The sequence below is a fragment of the Ruegeria sp. C12 genome (assembly GCF_056537745.1).
The window spans coordinates 147,319-173,547 of the sequence record NZ_JBQFSA010000003.1; the positions used below are offsets into that span (position 1 = coordinate 147,319).

29 protein-coding genes, 1 tRNA gene and 1 riboswitch are annotated in these 26,229 nt (G+C 60.4%); of the genes, 17 read left to right on the plus strand and 13 right to left on the minus strand.

All coding sequences use genetic code 11. The annotated features are described in order from the left end of the window. The first annotated feature begins 47 nt into the window (after positions 1-47). Together ACR0C9_RS08075 and ACR0C9_RS08080 are read left to right on the plus strand one after the other, a co-directional pair. Positions 48-461, plus strand: coding sequence for a group III truncated hemoglobin (locus tag ACR0C9_RS08075; protein WP_170453533.1), 414 nt, complete (start codon positions 48-50; stop codon positions 459-461). A 144-nt stretch (positions 462-605) separates the two neighbouring features. Then, positions 606-1,544, plus strand: coding sequence for a DMT family transporter (locus ACR0C9_RS08080; protein ID WP_170453532.1), 939 nt, complete (start codon positions 606-608; stop codon positions 1,542-1,544). 9 nt (positions 1,545-1,553) lie between these two features. Here ACR0C9_RS08080 and ACR0C9_RS08085 read toward each other — a convergent pair whose 3' ends face one another. Continuing rightward, positions 1,554-2,279 (minus strand): NYN domain-containing protein, encoded by a 726-nt coding sequence (locus tag ACR0C9_RS08085; RefSeq protein WP_170623347.1) that lies wholly within the window; start codon positions 2,277-2,279, stop codon positions 1,554-1,556. 93 nt (positions 2,280-2,372) lie between these two features. Further along, positions 2,373-3,485: an S-(hydroxymethyl)glutathione dehydrogenase/class III alcohol dehydrogenase gene (locus ACR0C9_RS08090; RefSeq protein ID WP_170453530.1), complete on the minus strand. Its 1,113-nt coding sequence runs from the start codon at positions 3,483-3,485 to the stop codon at positions 2,373-2,375. 130 nt (positions 3,486-3,615) lie between these two features. On the opposite strand from ACR0C9_RS08090, the gene ACR0C9_RS08095 reads away from it, so the two are divergent. Both ACR0C9_RS08095 and ACR0C9_RS08100 read left to right on the plus strand, forming a co-directional pair. Then, positions 3,616-3,903, plus strand: coding sequence for an I78 family peptidase inhibitor (locus ACR0C9_RS08095; RefSeq protein WP_170453529.1), 288 nt, complete (start codon positions 3,616-3,618; stop codon positions 3,901-3,903). Positions 3,904-3,964: 61 nt separating this feature from the next. Next, positions 3,965-5,617, plus strand: coding sequence for a Y-family DNA polymerase (locus tag ACR0C9_RS08100; protein WP_170453528.1), 1,653 nt, complete (start codon positions 3,965-3,967; stop codon positions 5,615-5,617). Between the two features lie 3 nt (positions 5,618-5,620). Here the strand turns inward: ACR0C9_RS08100 and ACR0C9_RS08105 are convergent, their stop codons facing one another. Beyond that, positions 5,621-6,346 carry an SDR family NAD(P)-dependent oxidoreductase gene (locus ACR0C9_RS08105; RefSeq protein ID WP_170453527.1) on the minus strand — a complete coding sequence of 242 codons (726 nt, stop codon included), beginning with the start codon at positions 6,344-6,346 and terminating at the stop codon, positions 5,621-5,623. A gap of 185 nt (positions 6,347-6,531) precedes the next feature. Here ACR0C9_RS08105 and ACR0C9_RS08110 point away from each other — a divergent pair, with 185 nt between their 5' ends. Genes ACR0C9_RS08110 through ACR0C9_RS08130 form a run of 5 tightly spaced genes read left to right on the plus strand, consistent with a single transcriptional unit; the run spans position 6,532 to position 10,741 of the window. Beyond that, positions 6,532-7,866 (plus strand): FAD-dependent oxidoreductase, encoded by a 1,335-nt coding sequence (locus ACR0C9_RS08110; protein ID WP_170453526.1) that lies wholly within the window; start codon positions 6,532-6,534, stop codon positions 7,864-7,866. Continuing rightward, a complete protein-coding gene (locus tag ACR0C9_RS08115; RefSeq protein WP_480626529.1) occupies positions 7,817-8,365 on the plus strand; it encodes a hypothetical protein in 549 nt (182 codons plus the stop codon). Before ACR0C9_RS08110 ends, ACR0C9_RS08115 begins: the two co-directional genes overlap by 50 nt. Then, on the plus strand, positions 8,365-9,588 hold the full coding sequence (locus ACR0C9_RS08120; RefSeq protein ID WP_170453525.1) for an MFS transporter: 1,224 nt from the start codon (positions 8,365-8,367) through the stop codon (positions 9,586-9,588). Before ACR0C9_RS08115 ends, ACR0C9_RS08120 begins: the two co-directional genes overlap by 1 nt. Continuing rightward, entirely contained in the window at positions 9,585-10,202 is a 618-nt protein-coding gene (locus tag ACR0C9_RS08125; RefSeq protein WP_170453524.1) for a DUF3833 domain-containing protein, read from the plus strand. Before ACR0C9_RS08120 ends, ACR0C9_RS08125 begins: the two co-directional genes overlap by 4 nt. Continuing rightward, complete coding sequence (locus tag ACR0C9_RS08130) at positions 10,199-10,741, plus strand: DUF3833 domain-containing protein (RefSeq protein WP_170453523.1); 543 nt, start codon at positions 10,199-10,201, stop codon at positions 10,739-10,741. Before ACR0C9_RS08125 ends, ACR0C9_RS08130 begins: the two co-directional genes overlap by 4 nt. Positions 10,742-10,869: 128 nt before the next feature. Here the strand turns inward: ACR0C9_RS08130 and ACR0C9_RS08135 are convergent. After that, positions 10,870-10,945 (minus strand) — tRNA-Lys (locus ACR0C9_RS08135). 211 nt (positions 10,946-11,156) lie between these two features. Between ACR0C9_RS08135 and dapF the strand changes: the two genes are divergently transcribed. Then, positions 11,157-11,999: a diaminopimelate epimerase gene (dapF, locus tag ACR0C9_RS08140; RefSeq protein ID WP_170453479.1), complete on the plus strand. Its 843-nt coding sequence runs from the start codon at positions 11,157-11,159 to the stop codon at positions 11,997-11,999. After that, entirely contained in the window at positions 11,996-13,252 is a 1,257-nt protein-coding gene (gene mtaB, locus ACR0C9_RS08145; protein WP_170453478.1) for a tRNA (N(6)-L-threonylcarbamoyladenosine(37)-C(2))-methylthiotransferase MtaB, read from the plus strand. Before dapF ends, mtaB begins: the two co-directional genes overlap by 4 nt. Before the next feature lie 139 nt (positions 13,253-13,391). Here mtaB and ACR0C9_RS08150 read toward each other — a convergent pair whose 3' ends face one another. From ACR0C9_RS08150 to petA, 3 genes are read right to left on the minus strand one after another with little or no spacing between them, the layout of a single operon-like run. After that, complete coding sequence (locus ACR0C9_RS08150) at positions 13,392-14,183, minus strand: cytochrome c1 (protein ID WP_170453477.1); 792 nt, start codon at positions 14,181-14,183, stop codon at positions 13,392-13,394. A 17-nt stretch (positions 14,184-14,200) separates the two neighbouring features. Further along, the gene (gene petB, locus ACR0C9_RS08155; protein ID WP_170453476.1) at positions 14,201-15,532 is read right to left on the minus strand and encodes a cytochrome b; all 1,332 of its coding nucleotides are present in this window, start codon (positions 15,530-15,532) and stop codon (positions 14,201-14,203) included. A gap of 14 nt (positions 15,533-15,546) precedes the next feature. After that, entirely contained in the window at positions 15,547-16,131 is a 585-nt protein-coding gene (gene petA / locus ACR0C9_RS08160; protein ID WP_170453475.1) for a ubiquinol-cytochrome c reductase iron-sulfur subunit, read from the minus strand. Positions 16,132-16,593: 462 nt separating this feature from the next. Here petA and ACR0C9_RS08165 point away from each other — a divergent pair, with 462 nt between their 5' ends. Next, the gene (locus ACR0C9_RS08165; RefSeq protein ID WP_170453474.1) at positions 16,594-17,037 is read left to right on the plus strand and encodes a c-type cytochrome; all 444 of its coding nucleotides are present in this window, start codon (positions 16,594-16,596) and stop codon (positions 17,035-17,037) included. A gap of 15 nt (positions 17,038-17,052) precedes the next feature. Here the strand turns inward: ACR0C9_RS08165 and ACR0C9_RS08170 are convergent, their stop codons facing one another. Together ACR0C9_RS08170 and ACR0C9_RS08175 are read right to left on the minus strand one after the other, a co-directional pair. Further along, the gene (locus tag ACR0C9_RS08170; protein ID WP_170453473.1) at positions 17,053-17,661 is read right to left on the minus strand and encodes a glutathione S-transferase; all 609 of its coding nucleotides are present in this window, start codon (positions 17,659-17,661) and stop codon (positions 17,053-17,055) included. A gap of 55 nt (positions 17,662-17,716) precedes the next feature. Further along, entirely contained in the window at positions 17,717-18,343 is a 627-nt protein-coding gene (locus ACR0C9_RS08175) for an FMN-binding negative transcriptional regulator (protein ID WP_480780758.1), read from the minus strand. Between the two features lie 54 nt (positions 18,344-18,397). Next, a riboswitch (FMN riboswitch) is annotated at positions 18,398-18,548 on the plus strand. A gap of 70 nt (positions 18,549-18,618) precedes the next feature. On the opposite strand from ACR0C9_RS08175, the gene ACR0C9_RS08180 reads away from it, so the two are divergent. The 5 genes from ACR0C9_RS08180 (at position 18,619) to cobO (ending at position 22,591) form a co-directional block, all read left to right on the plus strand. After that, positions 18,619-19,059, plus strand: coding sequence for a 6,7-dimethyl-8-ribityllumazine synthase (locus ACR0C9_RS08180; protein WP_170453471.1), 441 nt, complete (start codon positions 18,619-18,621; stop codon positions 19,057-19,059). 139 nt (positions 19,060-19,198) lie between these two features. Next, positions 19,199-20,299: a chorismate synthase gene (gene aroC / locus ACR0C9_RS08185; RefSeq protein ID WP_170453470.1), complete on the plus strand. Its 1,101-nt coding sequence runs from the start codon at positions 19,199-19,201 to the stop codon at positions 20,297-20,299. Further along, the gene (locus ACR0C9_RS08190) at positions 20,283-20,945 is read left to right on the plus strand and encodes an HD domain-containing protein (protein ID WP_480780759.1); all 663 of its coding nucleotides are present in this window, start codon (positions 20,283-20,285) and stop codon (positions 20,943-20,945) included. The genes aroC and ACR0C9_RS08190 overlap by 17 nt, the downstream gene beginning before the upstream one ends. Positions 20,946-20,999: 54 nt before the next feature. After that, positions 21,000-21,935, plus strand: a complete 936-nt coding sequence (locus ACR0C9_RS08195; protein WP_480780760.1) for a DMT family transporter — start codon at positions 21,000-21,002, stop codon at positions 21,933-21,935. 56 nt (positions 21,936-21,991) lie between these two features. After that, positions 21,992-22,591 carry a cob(I)yrinic acid a,c-diamide adenosyltransferase gene (gene cobO, locus ACR0C9_RS08200; protein WP_480780761.1) on the plus strand — a complete coding sequence of 200 codons (600 nt, stop codon included), beginning with the start codon at positions 21,992-21,994 and terminating at the stop codon, positions 22,589-22,591. A gap of 32 nt (positions 22,592-22,623) precedes the next feature. Here cobO and ACR0C9_RS08205 read toward each other — a convergent pair whose 3' ends face one another. The 4 genes from ACR0C9_RS08205 to ACR0C9_RS08220 all read right to left on the minus strand — a co-directional run bounded on the left by ACR0C9_RS08205 (position 22,624) and on the right by ACR0C9_RS08220 (position 26,182). Next, positions 22,624-22,833, minus strand: a complete 210-nt coding sequence (locus ACR0C9_RS08205; RefSeq protein WP_480780762.1) for a hypothetical protein — start codon at positions 22,831-22,833, stop codon at positions 22,624-22,626. 218 nt (positions 22,834-23,051) lie between these two features. Continuing rightward, positions 23,052-24,620, minus strand: coding sequence for an alkaline phosphatase D family protein (locus tag ACR0C9_RS08210; protein WP_480780763.1), 1,569 nt, complete (start codon positions 24,618-24,620; stop codon positions 23,052-23,054). 135 nt (positions 24,621-24,755) lie between these two features. Beyond that, positions 24,756-25,121 carry an SPW repeat domain-containing protein gene (locus ACR0C9_RS08215; RefSeq protein WP_480780764.1) on the minus strand — a complete coding sequence of 122 codons (366 nt, stop codon included), beginning with the start codon at positions 25,119-25,121 and terminating at the stop codon, positions 24,756-24,758. A gap of 110 nt (positions 25,122-25,231) precedes the next feature. Continuing rightward, on the minus strand, positions 25,232-26,182 hold the full coding sequence (locus tag ACR0C9_RS08220; protein ID WP_170623617.1) for an AraC family transcriptional regulator: 951 nt from the start codon (positions 26,180-26,182) through the stop codon (positions 25,232-25,234). Positions 26,183-26,229: the final 47 nt, after the last annotated feature.

Genomic DNA, 26,229 nt, shown 5'->3' on the forward strand with positions numbered 1-26,229 from the left:
GACAGAACGGGATATTGGCCCGGAACAGAGTCGAAACCGGTGCCCTCATGACCAGACCCGCCCTGCCGCCGCGCTTTCCGGCAACGCCCGATCAGATCAACACTCAGGTCCGCGCCTTCTATGCCCGCGTGCGCGAGGATGCTGTGCTGGGTCCGGTCTTTGGCAACCATGTCACCGACTGGCCCAGCCATGAGGAAAAGATCGCCGCCTTCTGGCGCAACGCCATCCTGTTCGAGCGCTGCTATGACGGCAATCCCCAACGCGTCCATATCGAGCGGCCCGACGTGAAGCCCGAGATGTTCGCCCATTGGCTGGACCTCTTCGAAGAGGTCGCCACCCAGACATTGCCCCCGGAAACCGCAACCCCATGGGTCGCGCTGGCCCGGCGTATTGGGGTCGGGATGAAGGCTGGTGTGCAATCGGCACGCCAACCCAAGGACGCCCCGCCGATCCTGCGTTGATCCCTGAACATGGCGGCTTTGCGATGTTAGCGGTAAAATAGGGGCTATGCGCCCCGGTAAAATCGGTTTACTCAGGGGCAAGACAGCCTTTTTGCGCTGCGACGGCACAGTGCCACCACACCGACATCACCCGAGGCCATATCGATGAGCACTCAAAACACCACCCTTCGGGGACTTGGTTTCGCGTTTGCGGGATTCGCGGTCTTTGCCAGCCATGACGCGCTGATCAAAGTGCTGGGCGGGACCTATTCGGTTATGCAGATCATCTTCTTCGCCACGCTGTTTTCCTTTGTCCCCATGGCAGTCACAATCCTGACCGACCGGACAACGGGCAACTTCCTGCCGCATCACCCGTGGCTGGTGCTGCTGCGCTCGGCGCTGATGGTCACGGCAATGTCCTGCGCCTTTTACGCCTTCTCGGTCCTGCCGCTGGCCGAGGTCTATTCGCTGCTGTTTTCCTTCCCGCTGATCGTCACGGTCCTGTCGATTCCGATTCTGGGGGAAGTTGTCCGCGCCCAGCGCTGGGCCGCCGTTGGCGTCGGCCTGATCGGCGTTCTGATCGTGCTGCGCCCCGGTTCAACGGATATCACTTTGGGCCACCTCGCCGCCCTGACGGCCGCGTTTTGCAGCGCCTTTGCATCCGTTCTGGTGCGCAAAATCGGGAACGAGGAACGCTCGGCCGTTCTGATCCTCTACCCCATGCTACTGGCGATTGTGGTCATGAGCTTGCTGCAACCCGCCGTCTACCAGCCGCCCTCGCTGCTGCATCTGGCGATGATGGCGCTGGTCGGCGTGTTCTCGGTCATAGCGCAACACCTGATCATCCTGGCCTACCGCGCCGCGCCCGCCGGTGTTGTCGCCCCCAGCCAATACAGCCAGATCATCTGGGCAACGCTGTTTGGAATGATCTTCTTTGGCGAGCGACCGGACGGCTGGGTCGCCGTCGGGGCAAGCGTCATCATCGCGTCTGGTGTATTCGTGGTCTGGCGCGAGAGCCGGTCGAATACCACCTCAACCAACACCCCGGTTTTGCGGGTGCGCTCACCGCGCTCGGATACAGGGGCGTCGCGGCCGGGGGATTGAATCAAGGCTTTAGGTGTCACTGCACCTGATCTTGAGTCCTCCATTTATGTTACCTTCTTCAAAGCGGCCAATGGCTCTAACCAAATCGCTCAGCCTTTTGTGACCGTAAGTACGGGAGTCGAAGTCCGGATACATCTTACCTAATTGACTACCGACAAAAGCGAGACTGGCCCATCCATCCGCCTCGTTCGTGTTCAGCACAACGTTTCGGATCAATTGGTAAGCATGGTTCAACTCATGCTTCGCCTTTGGTGTCTCTGCACTCTTCGCGCGTGATGCAATGGGTTCGGATTTTTCAATATTCTCTATGTAAATGAAACGATTGCACGCATTGACGAACGCTTTGGGTGCTTTTCGCTCGCCGATTCCATATACATCCAATCCCTGTTCGCGAATGCGGCTTGCCATGCGGGTGAAGTCGCTGTCTGACGACACCAGTACAAACCCGCCGAAGCGCTCAGAATGCAGGATGTCCATGGCATCAATTACCAAGGCAATATCGCTGGAATTCTTCCCAGATGTATTGGCGAACTGCTGATGGGGAACGATGGCAAATTCAGCCAGCAATGCGGCATCCCATCCTTGGGGTGCGCCGTTGGAAAAGTCTCCGTAAATCCGCCTGAGACCGGCTTCGCCCAATGTCGCAATTTCTTCGAATATCTCTTTGGCATGTTTCGCGGGCACATTGTCCGCATCTATCAATACTGCCAATCGGTAGGATTTTCCTGTTGTCACTTCAAATCCTCAATTCAAAATAATTCTATCATCAAAAATTAGGTACGAAAAAAGGGCGAGCTAAAGCCCGCCCTTCAAGAACATTTCATTGTATCAGTAAACCACAACCGACCGAATGCTCTCACCTTTATGCATCAGGTCGAAGCCGTGGTTGATGTCGTCCAGACCCATAGTGTGGGTGATCATCGGGTCGATCTCGATCTTGCCGTCCATGTACCAGTCGACGATCTTGGGAACGTCGGTCCGGCCCCGCGCACCGCCAAAGGCGGTACCGCGCCAGGATCGGCCGGTGACCAGCTGGAACGGACGGGTCGAGATTTCGGCACCCGCAGGGGCCACGCCGATGATGATCGACTCACCCCAGCCCTTGTGGGCCGATTCCAGTGCGTCGCGCATGACGCCGACATTGCCGGTGGCGTCGAACGTATAGTCCGCGCCGCCCTTGGTGAGGTTGACCAGATAGGGAACCAGATCGCCTTCGACCTCTTTGGGGTTCACAAAATCGGTCATGCCGAATTTCGTCGCCATTTCCACCTTGGCAGGGTTCAGGTCAACGCCCACGATCTGATCGGCCCCGGCCAGACGCAGGCCCTGAATGACGTTCAGGCCGATACCACCCAGACCAAAGACGATGGCCCGGCTACCGATCTCGACCTTGGCGGTGTTGATGACGGCTCCGATACCGGTGGTCACGCCGCAGCCGATATAGCAGATCTTGTCGAACGGCGCGTCCTCGCGCACCTTGGCCAGCGCAATCTCGGGCAGGACCGTGTGGTTCGAAAAGGTCGAGCAGCCCATGTAGTGCAGGATCGGATCACCATCCAGCGTCGAAAAGCGCGAGGTGCCGTCGGGCATCAGGCCTTTACCTTGCGTTTCGCGGATCGCCTGACACAGGTTGGTCTTGGGGTGCAGACAGTATTCACACTCACGACATTCGGGGGTGTAGAGCGGGATCACATGGTCGCCGGGCTTCAGGCTGGTGACACCGGGGCCGACCTCGACCACGACGCCTGCGCCTTCGTGGCCCAGAATGGCGGGAAACAGGCCCTCGGGGTCGGCACCCGACAGGGTGAATTCGTCGGTGTGACAAATGCCGGTCGCTTTGATTTCAACCAGAACCTCGCCCGCTTTGGGGCCTTCCAGGTTCACGTCCATCACTTCCAAAGGTTTGCCCGCCTGAACGGCGACGGCGGCACGGGTGCGCATTGTGCTTGTCTCCCTGTCTTGTTTGCCCCGACCCTGCGCCAATTGCAGGGTGTTTTCAACTGTGCTTTGATGACAGGCAGGTTAAACGCTTGATATTGCAGAAACGACATTGCCGGAATGAGGAGCGCCAATGCACCGATTTATCCCGATCCTGATCCTTCTTGCGGCCTGCGCCGAACCTCCTGCCCCGGAAGAGGCGCGGACCGAGCCCGAAGCCGCGCCGGTCGATCTGGCCTTTTGTCAGGGCGATCCGTTTGCTGACTCGGTCGGTCAGCCCGTGTCTTCCATTCAGGCCGATCTGCCCGAACGGGCGCGGGTTCTGGGACCAAACGACATTGCGACGCAGGATTATCGCATCGACCGGCTGAATGTCTTCGTGAACGGTGCGGGCGTCATTCAGCGTCTGACCTGCGGGTAGGCGTGGACTCGGGCGCTGATTCTCAGGTAAGAACAAAATAAGAACATTTTGATGTCTGCCGATGCCAAAACGCCGAATACTTTCACTGTGGTTTCCCCGTCTGGGGGCTGAACGGCTGATCCGCGCCGCGCGGGGGCTGCATAGCGGACCTTTGGCTGTCGTGGCCGAACAGTCGAACATGCAGGTCGTGACCTCTCTGAACGCCGAAGCTCAGGCTGCCGGGCTGCGCGTGGGTCAGCCGGTGCGCGATGCCCATGCCATGTGTGCCTCGCTGATCACCAGACACCGCAACGCCCCGGCCGAGGCTGCGTTTCTGACCGCGCTGCGCCGCTGGGCGGGCAAGTTCAGCCCGTGGGTGGCCGAGGAAGCGCCGGACGGGCTGATCGTCGATCTGTCGGGCTGCGCCCATCTGTTCGGCGGGGAAGAGGCATTGCTGAGCGTGCTTGAAACCGACTGCGCCGATATGGGCCTCAGCGTGCAGATGGGGATCGCGGATACGCTGGGCGCGGCCTGGGCGCTGGCACGCTATGCAGGGCAAGAGGCCACATCCGACCGCAATGGCGACGCCATCAGTCAGGAGGCCCGTGCCACCCGCGCGCGGGCGGGCAAGCGGCGGCACTGGACCAGAGGCGGGGCCGCGCCGCAGGTGATGGCGCTGGGCGGCGGGGCCCGGATCGCCGCGCCAGGGCAATCCTACGGCGCGCTCAGCCCGCTGCCCATCGCGGCGCTGCGGCTTGAGGATCAGGTGGTCGCACAGCTCAACCGTCTGGGCCTGCGCCGGATCGGCGATCTGCTGGGGCAACCACGCGCCAGTTTGGCGCGGCGGTTCGGACGCGGGCTGGTGCTGCGGCTGGATCAGGCCATGGGCAGCGCGCCCGAGCCCGTCTCGCCCGCCCGCCCGCCACATCAGTTTGCGGTGCGGATGACCCTGCCCAACCCGATCGGGTTGATCGAGGACGTGATGGCTGCTGTTGATCGCGTTCTGCCGACGCTTTGTACCAAGCTGGAAGAGAAAGGGCGCGGCGTCCGGACCCTGCGGTTAGAAGCCCACCGCGCCGATCAGGCGGCTGAGATCATCGAGGTCGGTCTGGCCCGTCCGACCTATGACAAACACCGCATTCGCCCCTTGTTAGAGATGAAAATCGATAAGATCGACGCTGGCTATGGCATCGACATGCTGCGGCTTGAGGCGATCCAGACCGAACCTATCCACGCCCGAACGATGGCAGGACATGCCGAAGCCAGACAGGTGGCCCGCAACCGGCTTGAAGGGAATACAGCCGTGGATGACCTGATCGGCAAGCTGGGCGCGCGGGTCGGGCTTGAGGCGATCACACGGCGACATCCCGCCGCCTCGCACATCCCCGAGAAGACGGCGCAGGTGCTGGCGGCGGCGTGGTCGGAACCGGCTCGCGATTGGCCTGCGCCGGCACGTCCGCGCCCCTTGCAGATGTGGCAGCCCGAGCCGGTGATGGCCCCGGAAACCCCGGATGTGCCCGGCAGCTTTCGCTGGCGCGGGCGCGACTGGCAATTGGCACAGGCCACCGGCCCGGAACGGATCGCGCCCGAATGGTGGCTGGACGATCCCAACTGGCGCAGCGGCGTGCGCGATTACTGGGTGGTGGTGACGGAACAGGGGGAACGGCTGTGGCTGTTCTACGGCCATGGCGGCACCATGTCAGCGGGCTGGTTCTGTCAGGGGCAGTTTGGTTAGGGTCTATTTTCCACGATACACCAGCCAATCCGGCAGGTAATCTACCAACCGGACCACCCAGGAAAACGGTGCAGGAAAATCGGTGCGAAAACGACGGCGCGACATCGCTTTGATGACACGCTCTGCCGCGTCCTCAGGCGTCATCAGCATCGGCATCTTGAAGTCATTCTTCTCGGTCAGGCGGGTCTTGATGAAACCCGGATTGACGATCCGAACCGTGACCCCCGTGCCCGCCAGATCGAACCGCATCGTCTCGGCCAGCGACACCAACGCCGCCTTGCTGGCCGCATAACCCACCGCCGCAGGCAGGCCACGATAGCCGGACAAAGAGCCGATCAGAGTAATGTCCCCCCGACCTGCGCGCATGAAGCCCGGCACCGTCTCACCCAGTACCCGCAACGCGCCAGTGTAGTTCACGTCGGTCATGGCCAGAACCGCCTCGGTGTCCCAATCGGCCGAGCGCATCGGCTCATAGGCTCCGGCGTTGTAGACCAGCCCGTCGATCTCTCCGGTCTCGGCCACGGCGCGGCGTACGGCGTCCAGATCGGTCACGTCGAAGGGCACCGACCGCGCATTGGGCAGCTTGGCGCAGATTTCGGCCAGGCGGTCGGCATTGCGCGCCGACAGGATCAGATGCGCACCGTCGCGGGCCAGCCCCTCGGCCACGGCCCGGCCCAGCCCTTCGCTGGCGCCTACGATCCAATAGGTTTTTCCGTGAAAACTGCTCATCCCCGGGCCATATCTGTTGTGCTGTATCTTCTACGGTTGGGCCAAAGGGCTGGATCACGCAACCACACAGGAAACTCAGCCCAGACGTCACAGTCTAGAGCACGTGGCAAATTAATCTAATCTGATTGATCCGGCGTGAACCCTGCTACGTATCCCTTTGTAAAATGTCGCACTAAGGGGATCACATGTTCGACGAAACACGGGGCGTACGTAAGAAAATCGCAATCGTAGGTGCAGGCATTTCAGGTCTATCCGCAGCTTACTACCTTTCAGAAGACCACGACATCACAGTTTACGAGGCCGAACCCCGACTGGGGGGGCATGCCCGCACGGTCATGGCGGGAAAGAAAGGTGATCAACCGGTGGATACCGGGTTCATCGTGTTCAACTACGCGACCTATCCTTACCTGACCAAACTGTTCGACGAATTGAACGTGCCGGTCACCAAATCCGAGATGAGCTTTGGCGCAACCATCGACAACGGTCGGATCGAGTATGGGCTGAACAACCTGCGCACCCTGACCGCACAGAAACGCAATCTGGCGCGGCCGTCTTATTACAAGATGATCGCCGACATCCTGCGCTTCAGCAAAGAAGCGCCCGAGGCCGCTAAGGACGACGACACCACGATCGGAGAGCTGGTGGATCAGATGCGTCTGGGTCACTGGTTCCGCCACAACTATCTGATGCCGATGTGCGGCGCGATCTGGTCGACGCCAGTTGAATTCGTGGATCAGTTCCCAGCGCGCTCGCTGGTGCAGTTCTTCCGCAATCACGCCTTGCTGGCCAGCGGCCGCGCCAACCAGCACCAGTGGTACACGGTCAAAGGCGGCAGTATCGAGTATGTGCGTCGCATCGACGCCGCCCTGCGCGAACGGGGATGTGACATCCGTCTGGGTGCTCCGGTCGATCATGTTCAGCGTGACGACATGGGCGTTTCGGTTACAAGTCAGGGCCACACCGACCGGTTTGATGAAATCATTCTGGCCACCCATTCCGATCAGTCCCGCGCCATTCTGGGCGACAATGCCACCGCCGCCGAAGCTGCAGCATTGGAAGCGATCCGCTATCAGCCCAACAGCGCCATCCTGCATTGCGACCCCGGCCAGATGCCCAAGCGTCGTGCTTGCTGGTCCAGTTGGACCTATCGCTCGCAAGCCGGGAATGTCGGCGTCACCTATTGGATGAACCGTTTGCAGAACATTCCAGACAGCGATCCGCTGTTCGTGACGCTGAACGCGTCGTCAGAAATTCCCGCGGACAATATCTATGATCAGGTCGAGTTCGCCCATCCGGTGTTCGACAAGGCCGCCCTGAAAGCACAAGGGCAAATCCGCGAGATGCAGGGACAGAACCGGACCTGGTTCGCCGGAGCGTATAACCGGCACGGGTTTCACGAAGACGGGATTGCCAGCGCGATGCATGTCGTGGATCGCATCAAGGGCACCCCGCAAACGATCGGAGCTGACCATGGCACTTTGGAACAAGACCCGGCCATCCCTGCTGTTGCGGCTGAATAGGCGCCTCTGGCGCGCCGGGCTTTTGTCTTTGACGCTGCTGGCCCCGGTTGGGCTGGCAGCGGATCCGCTGTCGCGCGAATTGAAAGACCCCAAGCAGATCGGCAGCGGGACCTTTCGGTTTCTGGGTCTGCCGCTTTACGACGCGAAACTCTACACCCCCGGCGGGGCCGCGTTTAACTGGGCCGAGGATTTTGGCCTGCAACTGACCTACCGCAAGAACCTAAAACAAAAGGCACTTGTGGAATCGACGCTGGAAGAGATGGCCCGTCAGGGCAACCCACAGCCCACACAGGCACAGCTTGAAGCCTGTTTTCAGGCCGTCAGCAAAGGTGACAACTATCTGGCGATCTCGGAAGGGCCCAACAAGGTCGGGTTCTGGCGCAATGGTACCCAAACCTGCACGCTGGCGAGTACCGACATCAAGAAATCCTTCATGTCGATCTTTCTGGGCGACAACACCCGGTCGGCCAGCTTTACGCAGAGTTTGAAGGGTCGGTGATGCTGTACCCCCGTGTCAGCCTCTATGCGCTGATGCTCGCTGCGGCGGGTATTCCGCTTTATATTCACCTGCCGCGCTTTGCGGCGGTGAATCTGGGCATTGGCCTTGGGGTGATCGGTACGGTCTTGCTGGTGATCCGACTGGTCGATCTGGTGCAGGACCCGCTGATCGGCTGGGCCATCGACCGCTGGCCGGGGGGGCAGCTTTTGTTCGCAGCTTTGGCCGCGTTGGGATTGGCCATCGGCTTTCCCTTGCTGTTTGGCCTGCCCGAAGGCGCAAGCGTCACAGCCCTGATCACGGTTCTGATCCTGCTGTTTTCGGCCTACAGCCTGGGCACAATCCTTCTATACGGCCGCAGCGCGACGCTTGCGAAAAAGGCTGACGCGAAAGAACTGATGACACTCGCCGCCTACCGCGAAGGCGGGCAACTGACGGGCGTGGTCATCGCGGCCAGCGCGCCAGCCCTGTTCGTGGCCTTGGGTGCATCAGCGCAAGGTTACCCCGCTTTCGGGCTGTTTCTCGGCCTGTTGGCGCTGTTGACCCTGGTTCTGACAATACCGATCTGGCGGCGCACGCCGATCACCGGTCAGGGCCTGTCCTTCGCCGGTCTTGGGCAGGCCGGAGCGCTGAGACTGCTGGCATTGGCACTGGTCAACAGCCTTCCGGTCGCCATCACCTCAACGCTGTTCCTGTTCTTTGTCGAAGATCGCCTGCAACTGGCCGGCAAGGCGGGGCCGCTGCTGATCCTGTTCTTCCTCAGCGCGGGCGCAAGCGTGCCGCTTTGGGCCAAGCTCAGCAACCGGATCGGCCCGAAAAAGACCCTGATCATCGCCATGCCGCTCTCGATCGCGGGCTTCATCGGTGCCGCAACGCTATCCGCCGGAGACCTCACCGGTTTCGCCATCATCTGCATCGCATCCGGCGCGGCGCTTGGGGCGGATATGGTGGTGCTGCCCGCCATGTTCTCGGTCGTGCTGACGCGCGCGGGGCTGAACGCCTCGGCCGCGTTTGGCATCTGGTCATTCGCTGGCAAGCTGGGCCTTGCGCTCGCTGCCTTTTTCACTCTGCCGCTTCTGGAACGCAGCGGCTTTACACCCGGTCAAACCAACAGTGCCGAGGCGTTGAACACGCTCAACCTCGCCTACGCCGTGCTGCCCTGCATCCTAAAGCTTGGGGCGTTCGGGATGGTTCTGACCCTTCCTACGGAGGTTACAGCCAAATGAATACGCTTATCGTGTTTCTGCTCGCCATCCTCGCTGTTCTTGCGGCCCGGGGCCGGTTTCTGAGCTTTCGGTCCCAATCGCCTGCCGATTACACGGGCACCGGCCCGGATTTCTCGCTGAAGAAACACCTCAATGGCGAGATCCTGTCCGAAGGCTTGATCTATGGCCCCAATGGCAAGATGTCGAACAGCTTCGTGGCGCGCATGGTCGGCGAATGGGACGGCAACTCAGGCACATTGGCGGAATGGTTCACCTATTCCAACGGCAAGCAGATGACCCGCAAATGGTATCTGACTATGGGCACCGGCAACACTTTCATCGCCACGGCAGATGACATTGTGGGGGAAGGAAAAGGTGAAATCTCGGGCTCAACCGTCAAGCTGACCTACAGGATCATCCTGCCCGAAGATGCGGGCGGTCACACGCTGGATGTGACCGACTGGATGTATCTGACCGAAAATGGCGCGATCATGAACCGATCCGAAATGCGCAAATTCGGCATCAAAGTGGCCGAGCTGGTCGCGACCATGCGCCCTGCACCCGAGATCAAGACCACGCATCTGTCCGGCACAAACGGCTATGATGCCGACGCGGACGGCAGGCTGTTGCAATGATCCGTATCCGCGCGCTCATATCCATTGCCGCGATCGCCTGTCTGTTGGTGCTGGCGGCGTGCTCGGCCAAACCGAGGGTTCCCAAATCCTTCCTGTCGGATCGCGAGTTGAACCTTGAGGAGTTTTTCGAAGGCAAAACCGTTGCCTACGGTCAGTTTCAGGACATCCTCGGCAACGTCCCGCGCCGCTTTACCGTTGATATCGACGGCACCTGGGACGGAGAAACGCTCACCTTGGTCGAAGATTTCGTCTATGATGACGGCGCGACCGAGCAGCGTATCTGGACCCTGACCAAAACCGGCGCCGATACCTGGACCGGCACCGCCCCCGGCGTGCTTGGCACCGCTGAAGGGATCGAGCGCGGTGACACCTTCAACTGGAAATACAAGATCGACCTGCCGATCAAGGACGGCTCCATGCGCGTGAAGTTCGACGACTGGATGTGGCTGCTGGAAGATGACCGCCTGCTGAACCGCGCCTATGTCTCACGCTTCGGGATCCGCATCGGAGAGGTCATCCTGTTCTTCGAAAAGAAGTAGTTCGAGGGTTGGGATGCGCCTACATCCGACCCCAACGGTCTTTTGCATATTTCTATGCGGTTCCATACCGCTTGATTGCAGCTGACGCGGGAAAATCCCGCCTGTTCAAGCTTGCCTTGCGGAAAAAGTGGTGAGCCGTGCAGGATTCGAACCTGCGACCCACTGATTAAAAGTCAGTTGCTCTACCAACTGAGCTAACGGCCCACTCTTTCGTTGGATCTTGACGATCCGTGGCGCTCTGTAAGGCAATTACCCGACCGGGTTCAAGCCCTTATTTTGCGCCTCGTTTCGCCGGTTTAATCAGTGTTTCCCGCGACCCGATAGGCGGCCTAATTAGGCAGGTGGCGCGGGGGGGTCAACCCCTTTTTTCAGGAATCTGCGCGACAGGGTGGATTCATGTTCAGAGCAACGTTATATGCCCGCCATGCAACAGATAAGCGATACCGGTTTGCCCTTTATGAAGATGCACGGGCTGGGCAATGACTTTGTCATTGTGGATGCGCGCGCGCATGCCGTTCCGATCAGCGCGGAATTGGCCAGGGGAATCGGGCATCGTCAGTTTGGCGTCGGATTCGACCAGTTGGCCGTGATCGAAACCGGCCCAGCCGACGCACATCTGGTATTTTACAACGCGGACGGCTCGACCTCGGCCGCCTGTGGGAACGCCACCCGCTGTATCGCCCGGTTTCTGATGGAGGAAAGCGGGAAATCCGATCTGACGCTGACGACTGAACGGGGCACATTGTTGGCCAAAGAGGCCGGGAACGGCCTGACCTCGGTCAATATGGGGCAACCTCAGCTGGAGTGGCACGACGTCCCGCTGGCGGAAGAGATGGACACTCTGGAACTGCCCATAGAAGGCGCGCCAACGGCGACCGGCATGGGCAACCCGCACTGCACGTTTTTCGTGGATGACGCCGAAGCGATTCCCTTGACCGAGTTCGGGTCGCGCTACGAACACCACCCTCTCTACCCCGAACGCACCAATGTTCAGGTTGCTCAGGTGATCGGGCCGGATCATATCCGGATGCGCGTCTGGGAACGCGGTGTGGGCATCACTCTGGCCTCTGGCTCGTCCTCTTGCGCCACAGCGGTTGCGGCTGCTCGGCGGGGCCTGACCGGGCGCAAGGTGCAGATCGAACTGGACGGCGGCACCATCTGGATCGACTGGCGCGACGATGGTGTCTGGATGACCGGACCAACAGCCCATGTATTCTCGGGCACCCTGACGCCCGAATTCATAAGGTCGCTGGGATGAGCGCCCCAAAATTCACCACTCTGGGATGTCGCCTGAACGCCTATGAAACCGAGGCGATGAAAGAGCTGTCGCAACAGGCGGGGTTGACCGATGCGGTGGTCGTGAACACCTGTGCCGTGACGGCTGAGGCGGTGCGCAAGGCGCGGCAAGAGATTCGCAAGCTGCGCCGGGAAAACCCAAACGCCCGCCTGATCGTCACCGGTTGCGCGGCACAGACCGAGCCTGAGACCTTTGCCCAAATGGAAGAGGTCGACGCAGTCATCGGCAATACCGAGAAAATGCGGCCCGATACCTGGAAGGGTATGGCGGCCGATTTCATTGGCGAAACCGAAACAGTGCAGGTCGATGACATCATGTCGGTCACTGAAACCGCTGGCCACCTGATCGACGGTTTCGGAACCCGATCCCGCGCTTATGTGCAGGTCCAGAACGGATGCGACCATCGCTGCACCTTCTGCATTATCCCCTATGGCCGCGGAAACTCGCGCAGTGTCCCTGCGGGCGTGGTTGTCGATCAGATCAAGCGGCTGGTGGACAAAGGCTATAATGAGGTCGTCCTGACAGGCGTAGACCTCACCTCGTGGGGGGCCGACCTGCCGGCGCAGCCCAGGCTGGGCGATCTGGTGATGCGCATCCTCAAGCTGGTGCCAGACCTGCCCCGCTTGCGGATCAGTTCGATCGATTCCATCGAAGTGGACGAGAACCTGATGCAGGCCATCGCGACCGAGCCGCGCCTGATGCCGCATCTGCATCTGTCGCTGCAACATGGCGACGATCTGATCCTGAAACGCATGAAACGCCGCCACCTGCGCGACGACGCCATCCGCTTCACCGAAGAGGCCCGCAAGCTGCGCCCGCAGATGACCTTTGGCGCAGACATCATCGCAGGTTTCCCGACCGAGTCAGAGGCGCATTTCGAGAACTCGCTGAAACTGGTCGCTGATTGCGATCTGACCTGGCTGCACGTCTTCCCCTACTCCAAACGCGACGGCACCCCGGCGGCCCGCATCCCGCAGCAGGTCAACGGCAACATCATCAAAGACCGCGCCGCCCGCCTGCGCGCCGCAGGTGATGCGCAGGTCACCCGGCACCTGTCAGACCAGATCGGCAAAACCCATCACATCCTGATGGAAAACCCCCATATGGGTCGGACCGAACAATTCACCGAGGTCGCCTTCAACGCGCCTCAGCCCGAAGGCCAGATCGTGACGGCAACAATCACCGGGCAGACCTCGGGCCAACTCACGGTCTGATCCCCCCTTCTTCTGTTCGAAAATACCTCGGGGTGAATTGGCCGCGGGCCAAGAGGGGCTGGCCCCTTCTGGCGACCTCAAAAAGAAACCCCCGCAACCTTAGGGCGCGGGGGTTCTTGTGTCAGTATTCCGAAAAGGATCAGTCCTCGTTGCGAAGCTTACCCTTGTGCGGCGCCCACAGACGCTTGTTCACCAGGTACAGCAGCACCGACAGAACGGTCAGGAAGATCACGCCGACAAAACCGGCATTCTTGCGATCCATCATCTTGGGCTCGGCGGCCCACATCAGGAAGGCGGCAACGTCCTCGGACATGGCTTCGACAGTGGCCGGGTGGCCGTCGGCAAACTCAACCTGATCTTCCGAAATCGGCGGGGCCATCGAAATCCAGCCGCCGGGGAAGGCCTTGTTTTCGTACAGGATGGTGCCTGCCTCTTCCTTCTCTTCGCCAGTATAGCCATCCAGCAGCGAGGCGATGTATTCCGCGCCGCCCATACCTTTGACCAGCTGGTTGATGCCCAGGCCATAAGGACCATGGAAGCCCGCACGCGCCTTGGCCATCAGGCTCAGGTCGGGTGCGCCAACCGCGTCATTGACCGGGAAATGGTCGGTCGGGATCGCCGGGCGGAAATCGTCCAGCTCGGGGTCGAAGACCTCGAAATTGTCGGCCGCGTAGGTGATGACCTGCTCTTCCGAATAACCCAGCGCTTCCAGATCGCGCAGGGGCACATATCTCAGCCCGTGACAGGCTGCGCAAACCTCGGTGTAGACCTGAAGGCCGCGCTGCAGCTGGTTCTGATCCCAGGTTCCGAACGGACCCTCGAACGAGAAGTCGAAATCCTCGATATGCTGCTCGCCGCCACCTGCCGCAAAGGATGCAGCAGGGGTCAGAGCGAGGGCAAACGCGGCGCCGATTGCAAGTTTCTTGAACATGTTTCCGGTCCCTCTTCTTACTCGGCCGGCGTGGCTTCGGCGTCAGCCTTGCCATAATGCGCGTTGAAGTCTTCTTCGATGGTCTCGGGCTGCGGCAGCGGCTTCTCGATCACCCCAAGGATTGGCAGGATCACGAAGAAATAAGCGAACCAGTAGGCCGATGCGATCAGCGAGAAGGTTGCATAGGGCTCTTCCGCGGGCATCGCACCCAGCCACATCAGGGCGAAGAAGTCGATGATCAGCAGGTAGAACCACCATTTGAACATCGGACGGTATTTGCCCGAACGCACGGTCGAGGTGTCCAGCCAGGGTGCCAGAGCCATCGCCAGGATCGCACCGAACATCGCGACCACACCAAAGAACTTGGCGTCGACGATGCCGCCGGTGATGAAGCTGGCGAATTGCACAACCCAGACCTCGCCGGTGAAGGCCCGCAGGATCGCGTAGAACGGCAGGAAGTACCATTCGGGCACGATATGCGCAGGTGTCACCAGCGGGTTGGCTTCGATGTAGTTATCCGGGTGGCCCAGGTAGTTCGGCATAAAGCCGACAATGGCCCAGAACACGACCAGAATAACCGCCAGCGCAAACAGGTCCTTGATCACGAAGTAAGGCCAGAAGGGCAGCGTGTCCTTGTCGGCCTCGGCTTTCGAGCCACGACGCACTTCAACACCTGTGGGGTTGTTGTTGCCGGTGGTGTGGAACGCCCAGATATGCACGATGACCAGCGCCGCGATGATGAACGGCAGCAGATAGTGCAGCGAGAAGAAGCGGTTCAGCGTGGCGTTGTCCACCGCCGGTCCGCCCAGCAGCCAGGTTTGCAGCGCATCACCGACAAACGGGATGGCGCCAAACAGGCCGGTAATCACGGTCGCACCCCAGAAGGACATCTGACCCCAGGGCAGAACGTAGCCCATGAAGGCGGTGCCCATCATCATCAGATAGATCAGCATCCCGATGATCCACGTGATCTCACGCGGGGCTTTGTACGAGCCGTAGAACAGGCCGCGGAACATGTGAATATAGACCGCAACAAAGAACAGCGACGCGCCGTTCATGTGCAGGTAGCGGATGAAGTAGCCGCCATTCACGTTACGCATGATGTGCTCGACACTGGCAAAGGCCAAATCGACATGCGGGGTGTAGTGCATCACCAGAATGATGCCGGTGACGATTTGCAGCGCCAGGCAGAACGCCAGAACGATGCCCCAGATCCACCACCAGTTCAGGTTCTTGGGGGTGGGAATCATCAGGGTGTCATACAAAAGGCCGACGATGGGCAGGCGGCTGTGCAGCCACTTTTCGCCGTTTGACTTCGGCTCGTAATGATCGTGGGGAATTCCGGACATAAGTTGGGTCTCCCTTAGCCGAGTTTGAGGGTTGATGCGTCCACCCATTCAACGGGTGGAATCGGCAGGTTCTCAGGCGCGGGGCCTTTGCGGATCCGGCCAGCCAGATCGTAGTGCGAGCCGTGGCAGGGGCAGAACCATCCGCCGAAATCACCGGCGTCGCCCAGCGGAACACAGCCCAGGTGGGTGCAAACGCCCATCTGCACGATCCAGGCACCCGCTGCTTCGCCTTCGGGCGAGGGCAGCACGCGGTTGGCGTCGGTTGCGGGCGCGTCCGCGTTCAGGTTGAAGTTCCGGGCCAGCGGGTCGGGCAGGTTGCCAACCGCTTCCTCATCCTGTTGCTGCGCTTCGGCAATCTCGGCACCGGTGCGGTGGCGGATGAACACGGGTTTACCCAGCCATTTCACGGTCAACTGTGTGCCCGGCTCAACCCCGCTGACATCTGTACGGATCGAGGACAGGGCCTGCACATCCGCCGACGGGTTCATCTGGTTGATCAGGGGCCATACGGCTGCACCTGTCGCAACGACTCCTGCGCCGCCAGCGACGTAATAGAGGAAATCTCTGCGGGTGCCTTCGTGGTCTTCTGCGTGGGACACGAGGTTATCTCCGGTTTTCTGGCGCCCGCGGACGGGCAAATAGCTCGCGCACCGCACGAATGCGGTGTCTTAACCGCGCTGTCTATCGACGCAAATAGCGTTCGTCCAGCGGTCATAAACGCGCAATACGCCGCATCTGTGCTATTTGTCACAATGCATCGGGTATTTTTGGTGATTCAAGCCCACATCTTTTCCGATCATCCCGAATCGGCGGGGTTTGATTCGATGGTCAGGGACACATCCCCGCTATGCCTGACCCAAGCGGATTCGGGGCACATCTTCCGGCAGAAGATTGATGCCATGTCATGCAATATCCGCGACGGCAGAGCCGCATTGTTCCGCGACAAATGACACCTCTGAAATAGACCATTTGTTCAGTGAGATAGCGGTCTTTTTGCTGTTGAATCCTGTGCCTGAATGCCGGACATCCCGGTCTGCGCGAACGCCGATCAGGAGACCCCGATGTCAAAAACCCCCTTGGCCGCCGTTCTGTTAACGATTGCACTGTCCACCCAAACCGCCGCCGCTGGCGATCCCGCCAAAGGCAAGCAGCTTTATAACCGCTGTTCTTCGTGCCACGCGATCATCAAAGATGGCGAGGTTCTGGAGAAAGGCGGCATTACCGGACCGAATCTCTATGGCGTCGTGGGCCGCGTCGCCGGGTCCGAGACCGATTATCTGAATGGCAGCGAGCGCCTGCCCATCGGCATGTTCACCGACGATATGATCCGGGCGGGCGAACAGGGGCTTGTCTGGACCGAGGAAAACATCGCGGTCTATTCAAAGGACCCGATTGGTTTCATTCAGGAGTTTCTGCAGGACGAAACCGCCCGCCCCAACATGAGCGTCAAGCTCAGGAAAGGGGCCGAAGACATCGCCGCCTATCTGGCAACCTTCAGCGACTAGGGGCGCGGGTCGCCCTCAGCCTTGCGGGCGGGTGGCGACCATACTGGGCCGCTCGCCAAACTCGGCAAACCAAGCCGCAAGCGCATCATTGCCCTTGCGCCAGCCGCGCTCATCGTGGCGCAAATCAAGATAGCCCAGCGCACAGCCGACAGCCACTTGCCCCATATCCAGCGGGCCGGACAGATGCGCCATCCAGCGCTGGTTCAGGGCGGCACAGGCCCGGTCGATCTTGACCCATTGCGACTCGGTCCAGTCGTCCCATTGCTTGTCTTCGGGGCGCAACCGGTCTTCGTAGGTCATCGACAGGGCCGCATCCAGAATACCATCTGCCAGCGCCTCAAGCGTCAGTACATCCCAGCGGCGCGCGCCATCGGGATAAAGCCGCCCTCCGGCGCGGGCATCCAGAAACGCGCAGATCACCCGACTGTCGAACAGGGTTGGCCCATCCGGGCGTTCCAACGCCGGAACCTTGGTCAGAGGGGCCTTGCTGATCAAAGATGCCGCCGGTGAAATCGGCGTACTGGCCACCGTCTCAAGCTCGACATCCTCCAGCTGATCCGTTTCGTGCAGCAGCACCATGACTTTGCGCACATAAGGCGAGGTCAGACTGTGATAGAGTTTCATTCGCACGCTCCCTGATTGCGCCGACCTTACAACAAGGGCGAAAAAACAAAAGCGGTCAGTCGTCTGACGGCTTGGCCCCGCGCATCAGCGTCTGCAGCACCTGCAACTCGGACCCAATCCCCGACGCGATGTGATCGGACGCCTGCATCCGCACATCATCGGATTTGTTCTGGTTCAGCTTCCAGGTACCCTGAATGTCATCGATCCGCATCCGACAGGGCACAATCATCCGCATCATGCGATCCAGCGCCTCATCGGTCATCTTGTCGGTACGCCACGGCGGCTTCGGACGCAGCCGATCTTCGTAGAACGCCGACTGCCGGTCCAACAGATCGCGCAATTCCTGCGGCGGGCGCATCTCAAGAACGCCGGTCAGATGGGCGGCCACATAATTCCAGGTCGGCACCTGATCCGCGATCCCGTACCAGTCGGGTGACACATACCCATCCGGCCCCGATACCGCGATTCGCGCCGTCACAGGCTGCTTCAACACCCGCACAATCGGGTTCGAGCGGACTAGATGCAGCTCGGCCACCGCCCCGTCTTCGGACAGCAAAAACGGAACATGGCTTACAATCGGCGCGCCATCGGTCGAGATTGCCAACACGCCAAAGGCCCTATCACGGGCAAACGCAATATGACGCGCGCGGTCCTCGGCGCGGAAGGCGGGGTTCGGGTGCATGGCATTCCTCCTGCCAAATCTCTTGCAGAAGGGGCCCGATCTATGCAAGGTCCGTCTCGTTCTCAGGGCGGGGTGAAATTCCCCACCGGCGGTATGCGGGCAATGACCCGTAAGCCCGCGAGCGGCTTCGGATCATCCGGGGTGACAAGCAGATCTGGTGAGAGGCCAGAGCCGACGGTTAAAGTCCGGATGAAAGAGAACGTGCAGCGTGCCGCCTCGGCGCGTCTGCTCGTGATCGCCTTGGGTGACGTGTCTGTCTACTTAAGGAGGTCCAAATGACACACACCCGCTATGCTTTCATCAAAGCCAATTGGCATTCCGATATCGTCGACCGCGCGCTTGACGGCTTCTTTGAGCTCATCCCAGCCGAACAGGTCGACGTCTACGACGCCCCCGGCGCGTTCGAAATGCCCCTGCTGGCGCGCGATCTGGCCCAAACCGGCCAATATGCCGCGATCGCCTGCGCCGCCTTTGTCGTCGATGGCGGCATCTACCGGCATGATTTCGTGGCACAAGCCGTGGTGGACGGCCTGATGCGCGCAGGCCTGGATACCGGCGTCCCGATCCTGTCGGTCTCACTCACCCCGCACCAATATCAGGAAACCGACCACCACAACGCCATCTACCGCGCGCATTTCGTCGAAAAAGGCCGCGAAGCCGCACAAGCCGCGCTCAAGATAACCGCGACGCGCGCGACCATCGCAAAAGCCGCCTGATCCTTCTTCTGTTCAAAAATACCTCGGGGGAGTCGCGCTTGCGCGACTGGGGCAGAGCCCCCTCCCCGACCCCAAGAAGCAAATCCGCTTGAGGCCAAAGGCCCACAAGGCTAATCACTTCGCTCAAAGGAGCACGCCCATGTCGATGAACAGCTTTGGACACCTCTTCCGCGTCACCACCTGGGGTGAAAGCCACGGCCCCGCTTTGGGCGCCACTGTTGACGGCTGCCCGCCAGGCGTCACAATCGATGAGGGCATGATTCAGCACTGGCTGGACAAGCGCAAACCGGGGCAGAACAAATTCACCACCCAACGGCGCGAGCCCGATCAGGTGAAAATCCTCTCCGGCGTGTTCGAAGGCCAGACCACCGGCACCCCTGTCCAGCTGATGATCGAGAACACCGATCAACGCTCGAAAGACTACGGCGACATCATGGACAAGTTCCGTCCGGGCCATGCCGATATCACCTATTGGCAGAAATACGGCATCCGCGATTATCGCGGTGGCGGGCGCAGCTCAGCCCGCGAAACCGCGTCGCGTGTTGCCGCCGGTGGCTTGGCACGAGAGGCCATCAAACAGATCGCGCCCAATGTGCAGATCACCGGCTACATGACCCAGATCGGCCCGCACAAGATCGACCGCGCCAATTTCGACTGGTCGCAGATCGAACAGAACCCGTTCTGGACGCCCGACGCCCAAGCGGCCGGGGACTGGGCCGCCTATCTGGACGACCTGCGCAAATCCGGCAACTCGGTCGGTGCGGTGGTCGAGGTTATGGCGCGCGGCGTTCCCGCCGGGCTGGGCGCACCGATTTACGCCAAGTTAGACACTGATCTGGCCGCTGCAATGATGTCGATCAACGCCGTCAAGGGCGTCGAGATCGGTGAAGGCATGGCCGCCGCTGAACTGACCGGCGAGGCCAACGCGGACGAGATCTTCATGGGCCAGAACGGCCCGCAATACAGCTCAAACCACGCGGGCGGCATTCTGGGCGGTATCTCGACCGGGCAGGACATTGTGGTGCGGTTTGCGGTCAAACCGACCTCGTCGATCCTGACCACCCGCAAGACCATTACCAAATCCGGTGAGGAGACCGAGATCATCACCAAAGGCCGCCACGACCCCTGCGTCGGTATCCGCGCGGTTCCCGTGGGTGAGGCGATGATGGCCTGCGTCATCCTCGACCACTTGCTGCTGCATCGGGGTCAGATCGGCGAGAATCGTGGACATATCGGCTGATCTGTGCGCCCGTCTGCGGGGCATCGTCGCGCAGCGCATGCAGGCCGACCCGGCGCATGATCTGGCGCATCTGGATCGCGTCTGGAGCAATGCGCGGGCCATCGCCGATGAACAGACAGACATGCAGGTCCTTCTGGCCGCCTGCTATCTGCACGATCTAGTCAACCTGCCCAAGAACGATCCGAACCGGCACCTCGCCTCTCGTCTGTCCGCGCAGGAATCAGAGCCTATTTTGGGTGATCTGGGCTTTGATGCCGCGTCGATCCGCGCCACCCAGCACGCGATTGAGGCCCACAGTTTCTCGGCCAACATCCCCCCGCGCACTGCCGAGGCCCGCATCCTGCGCGACGCAGACCGGCTGGACGCACTGGGCGCGATTGGCATCGCCCGCACCTTTGTTGTTGCTGGCGCGCTGGGCCGCGACCTTTATGATCCCGATGATCCCTTTGCCGAAGCGCGCGCGCTGGACGATCTGAAATTCTCGCTCGACCACTGGAAAGTCAAACTGCTGACCCTGCCTGCCGATATGCTGACCCCTGCCGGGCGGGCGCTTGCACAGGAACGGGTGTCACAGATGCTTGAGTTTCTGGATGCCTTCGCGGATGAAATCGGCCACCCCGTTCCCGATCACTGGAAATCCACCTGATTGGTACAATCCCGTCGTTGATCTTTCGCCGCCAAAGGCGCAGGGTCCCGGCCAATGGCACAATCCTTAACATCGCATCGACCCATGCTTGCCGTGGGTTTGAAACTGGCTGCGCTGATGCTGTTCACCTCGATGTCGGCACTGGTCAAAGCCCTGTCCGAGGATTTCCCGCCCGGTGAGCTGGTCTTTTTCCGCTCGCTCTTTGCCATTCCGGTCATCATCATCTGGCTGATCTGGCGGGGCGAACTGGCGCAAGGTTTTGTCGTCAAGAAACCCATGGGCCATTTCTGGCGCGGCGTTCTGGGCACCAGCGCCATGGGACTGACCTTTACCGGCCTCAGCCTTCTGCCCCTGCCTGAGGTCACGGCCATCGGCTATGCCACCCCGATCTTCACCCTGATTCTGGCCGCGCTGATGCTGGGCGAGCGTATCCGCATGATCCGAATCGGGGCGGTCGCTCTGGGCTTGCTGGGGGTTCTGATCATGATCTGGCCCCGGCTGGGCAGCACTCAGATGGAGATGGCAGCAACCATCGGCGCGCTGTGCGTGCTGGGGGCAACCATCGCCCGCGCCTTTGTTCAGATCCATATCCGGCAATTGGTCAAGGTCGATCACCCAGCCGCCATCGTGTTCTACTTTTCCATGACCGCCACGCTGCTGTCGGCGCTGACCGCGTTCTGGGGCTGGACGATGCCAACGCTGAATCAGGCTCTGATACTGGTCACTATGGGCCTGATCGGCGGGGTTGCGCAGATTCTGGTGACCTCATCCTATCGGTTCGGGCAGGCCTCGATGCTGGCGCCATACGATTATTCGACCATGCTGTTTGCGATTTTCATCGGCTATGTCTGGTTCGATGAGTTGCCAACAGTCGCCATCCTGATCGGCGCAGCGCTGGTGATCGCAGGCAATGTCGTCGTGATCTGGCGCGAGCATCAGTTGGGGCTAGAGCGCAGCAAGGCGCGATCCGTCACCGACCCCAAAGCGTGACTTTACCTTTCGCAAACTTCGCCTAGGTTGGGCGCGACAGTCAAAGAGGGTTCCCCATGAGCGACGCACAGGATCACAAGGAAAAGATGCAGCAGGTGCAGGCCAAGCACCGCAAGAAAGTGTCCGAGGCGGTTGATCCGGGGCGCGGGCTGGTGCTGATCAACACCGGCAAGGGCAAGGGCAAATCCTCGGCCGCGTTTGGTGTGGTGATCCGGGCGCTGGGCTGGGGTCAGACAGTCGCGGTGGTGCAATTCATCAAGGGTAAGTGGAAGACCGGTGAACGCCGGTTTTTTGAAGACCGCGATCTGGTCACATGGCACACGATGGGCGAAGGTTTCACCTGGGATACGCAGGACCGCGAGCGTGACATTGCCGCCGCCACTGCCGCCTTTGACAAGGCCTGCGCTCTGATGGCCAGCGGCGAATATGATCTGGTCGTGCTGGACGAGATCAACATCGCCCTGCGCTATGAATACCTGTCGGTTGAGCGTGTGATCGAGGGGCTGAAGGCACGGTCCGACAAGACCAGCGTCTTCCTGACCGGTCGCGACGCCCCGCAAGCGCTGCGCGACTATGCCGATCTGGTCACCGAAATGACCGAAGAAAAACACCCGTTTCAGGCTGGTATCAAAGCCCAGCGCGGCGTGGACTTTTAGGAATGGTCAAGGTGGGCGTGGCCTTGCCCACCTTACCCCGCGCGCTTGCCTGACAGGTTTTCAAATACGTACCGCACAGACTTGCGGCGGCTTGAGGCGCTCTCTGGAAGAGTGTCACCTTTTCCCGCCGCATCGCGGGCAGCCTTGCGGTTCTTTTGGTCCACGTAAGCCGCGTAATCGGTGTCGCAGCAGCTGCACCCACAGGCAGTGGCGGCATCGTGCCGGGCAATGATCTCGTCCATCCTTTCGCGCATACCGAAGCCCTGCGATTGTCTCGTTTCCGAGGCGGCGGCAGGCCCTCACTGTGTCTCGCGCTAAGCCCGCAAACCGCCCCGAAACCCTGTGCTGGATAATACATCATCTGGCGTTGATTAATATCTGATTATTTTAGTCGGACAATTCAAGCCAAAAAAATGCGCCCACGAATTTCTTCGGGGCGCAAGTTACGGGGAAGATAGGATCAGATGGCCCGGTCACGCGGATCCAGCGTTACCGACCAAAGCTCGGTATCCGCGCGGTCCATCAGGCGAACGGTCATTTGTTGCGTTGAACCGTCGATATCCACGAGGCCAAAGAACTGCAGACCTGCACTGGGGGGCAGGTTCACCCCTTGATCTTCGGTCGGAGCTTTGACGAATTTCACCTCGGGCCCGAAGGTTCCGTCCAACGCGTTCGGACCAAATGTACCGGCGTGCAGGGGCCCCGAAACAAACTCCCAAAACGGTTCAAAATCCTGAAATTGGGCTTTGTTAGGGTCGTAGAAGTGCGCCGCAGTATAGTGAACATCTGCTGTAAACCAGACCGTGTTCGTGATGCCCGCCGTCTTGATAAAACGCAGCAGATCGGCGATCTCCAACTCGCGACCCTTGGCCGGCCCACTGTCACCGTTTGAGATCGCCTCCGCTCCGGCCTGTTCCTTCCAGTTGTCCCACACGATCAACCCGATCGGCATGTCCGAGGCAATAACCTTCCAGGTGGCTTGCGAGGCTGCAAGTTCGCGTTTCAGCCAGGCCAGTTGCGCGGCACCCAGAATGCGGGACTGATCAGTAATTTCTTCCTCCATCGCGGGCCCGTTGGGGCCGCGATAGCTGCGCAGATCCAGGAAAAACACATCCAGCATCGGACCGTATGAGATCTTGCGATAGACGCGACCGGGCTCAGCCGGGGTTATGCGCAGCGGTGTCATCTCGTGAAACGCCCGTCCGGCGCGGGCTTGCAGCACATGCACCGATTTCTCGGAATACCGATCATCCGAGATCAGGTCCTTGGCGTCCGACCAGTTGTTGACAACCTCGTGGTCATCCCACTGGAAGAAGGTGGGGCAGACGGCGTTCATGGCGCGCACGTGCTCGTCCATCATGTTGTATTTCCACTGGGCGCGGAATTCGTCCAGCGTCTCGGCAACCTTGCGCTTTTCGTCGATCAGAGTGGCGTTCTTCCAGATCACCTGCCCGTCCTTTTCGACCTCGTCCTGCATCGGGCCGTCGGCATAGACCGTATCGCCGGAATGGATGAAAAAGTCAGGCCGGTGCTGCGCCATGGTCGCATAGGTGCGCATCCCGTCATCATCAATCCCCCAACCCTGACCTGCGGTGTCGCCGGACCAGGCAAAACGAATATTCCGGCGCGCGGACGGAGCGGTGCGGAATTGCCCAATAACAGGCTCTGATACGGTATTGATGTCACTTAGATCGGCGGCGACAAAGCGATAGAAGATATCCTGATCCGCTGGTAGCCCGTCGATCAGGCGTTTGACCGCGAAGTCACCGTTCGGGATTGCATCCATTGGCGGCAACCGGCGGGCATCGGCAAAGCTCTCGGAGGTCGAGACCTCCATCATCACGCGCGCAGGCCGGTCGGTACGGGTCCAGATCATGCCCGAGCTTGCATCCACGTCGCCTGACTGAACACCATGTGTGAAAACGGGTCGCGACGCGGCACGGCTGATGGCAGGCATGGCCAGCGACGCAGCAAATGCAGTGCTGCCAGCCAGAAACGTGCGGCGGGTCGGGCGAATAATCTTGGTCATCTCGGGGCTCTCCTGTCTGGTGATCGTCTCAAAGATCACGCGATTGGTGAACCGATAAGAACCGCCCGTTTGTAAAACGCGCGGCTCAGTTTCTTGACAGTATCACGATGATACTGTGACAGCTGTGGATAATTCTCAGGCGGCAACACCCTGTTCAGGCGCGCTGAGCGAGATCACCAGCACCACCGCAGCACCGTTCAGCCAGTAAAAGACGGCATCCAGACCCGAAAACCCGAAAAGGCTGGGGGCGAACAGGAAGGTGATGCCGACGATCAGATCCACGGCCAGATGGAACTTATAGCTCAGGACACGCCAGATCCCCAGGCGATGGTCGGTAAGCACGGTCAGGACAAAGGCCGCAACCCCGGTGATAACCGACAGCCATAAGGCCATGGGGTTGGACTGACCCAGCCCCAGAACAAAGGGCAGCACGATCAGCGCTAGCGCGACAGGGTAGTCCAGATAGGCGTGAATGTTACGAGTTACAAAACGAAGAGACATCGGAAGATCCTTTTCTTGCTTGGGATAATCCGAAGATAAGGTAGTGAACGCGGACGCATCAGTTCGGTTCGTTCAGGTCTCGTTGCAGATCGTTCAGAAGTTAGGGCCTATCAGTGCATCGCCCGATAAGCCGCCGGGGATACGCCGACCTGCTTTTTGAACACCCGCGAAAAAGCCGCCTCGGACGCGTAACCGACCTCGGCCGCCGCATCCGCCACGTTCCAGCGGCTTTCCGTCAACCCGTGGCAGGCGATCTGCATCCGCCACGAGGTCAGGTATTGCATCGGGGTCGTTTCCATCTTCTCGGCAAATAACTGGGCAAAGGCGGTGCGTGACATCCCAGCTTCGCGGGCCAGAGTCTCGACACTCCATTCCTGTGCGGGGCCGTGGTGAAAGGCGGTCAGCGCGCGGGATATGCGGGGGTCGGCAAATCCGGCAAGCGCCGCGCCGGTCGGGCTTTGGCATTCCAGATAGGCCCGGATTGCCTGGGCAAACAGGACCTCGGACAGTTTCAGCGCGATCAGGTCACCGCCGATCCGCGCGCCGCCCACTTCGGACCCGATCATGCGCAGCGTGGCCTCGATCCAGGCCCCGGCTTCTTCGCCATAATTCTCGATCAGGATGTAGGGCGGCAGCCGGTCGATCAGCATATGCCCGGTGCCGCGTCGCCCCGGCGGACCGGTGAACGAGAAATGGCCGCAGATCAATTGCGTATCGCGGCTTTTGTCCTCGCCACCATAAACCAGAACGCCGTCGCCCTGATACCCGGCGTCCTCCAGCACCTGCTCCAGCGGCAGGGCGTCCAGCGGATTGACCTCATTGCACAGCAGCGCATGGGCCGCGCCGTGCGGGATCAGAATCAGATCGCCTTGCTTCAAACGCAGGGTTTCGCCTGTGTTAGAGACAAAAACCTTCAACTCCCCACGCTGCACAAAGTGAAACCGGGCCACGTTTTCGAACGCGGGCACCTGAATACCGAAAGGCGGTGTGAAGGAGGTGCGGAAATAGAATGTTCCCCGCAGGGACAGACGGGTGAGGATATCACTGAGCAGGTCCAACATGTGGGTAACGTAACCCCACCTGCGCGTTCGTCCAGCCATCTGAACGA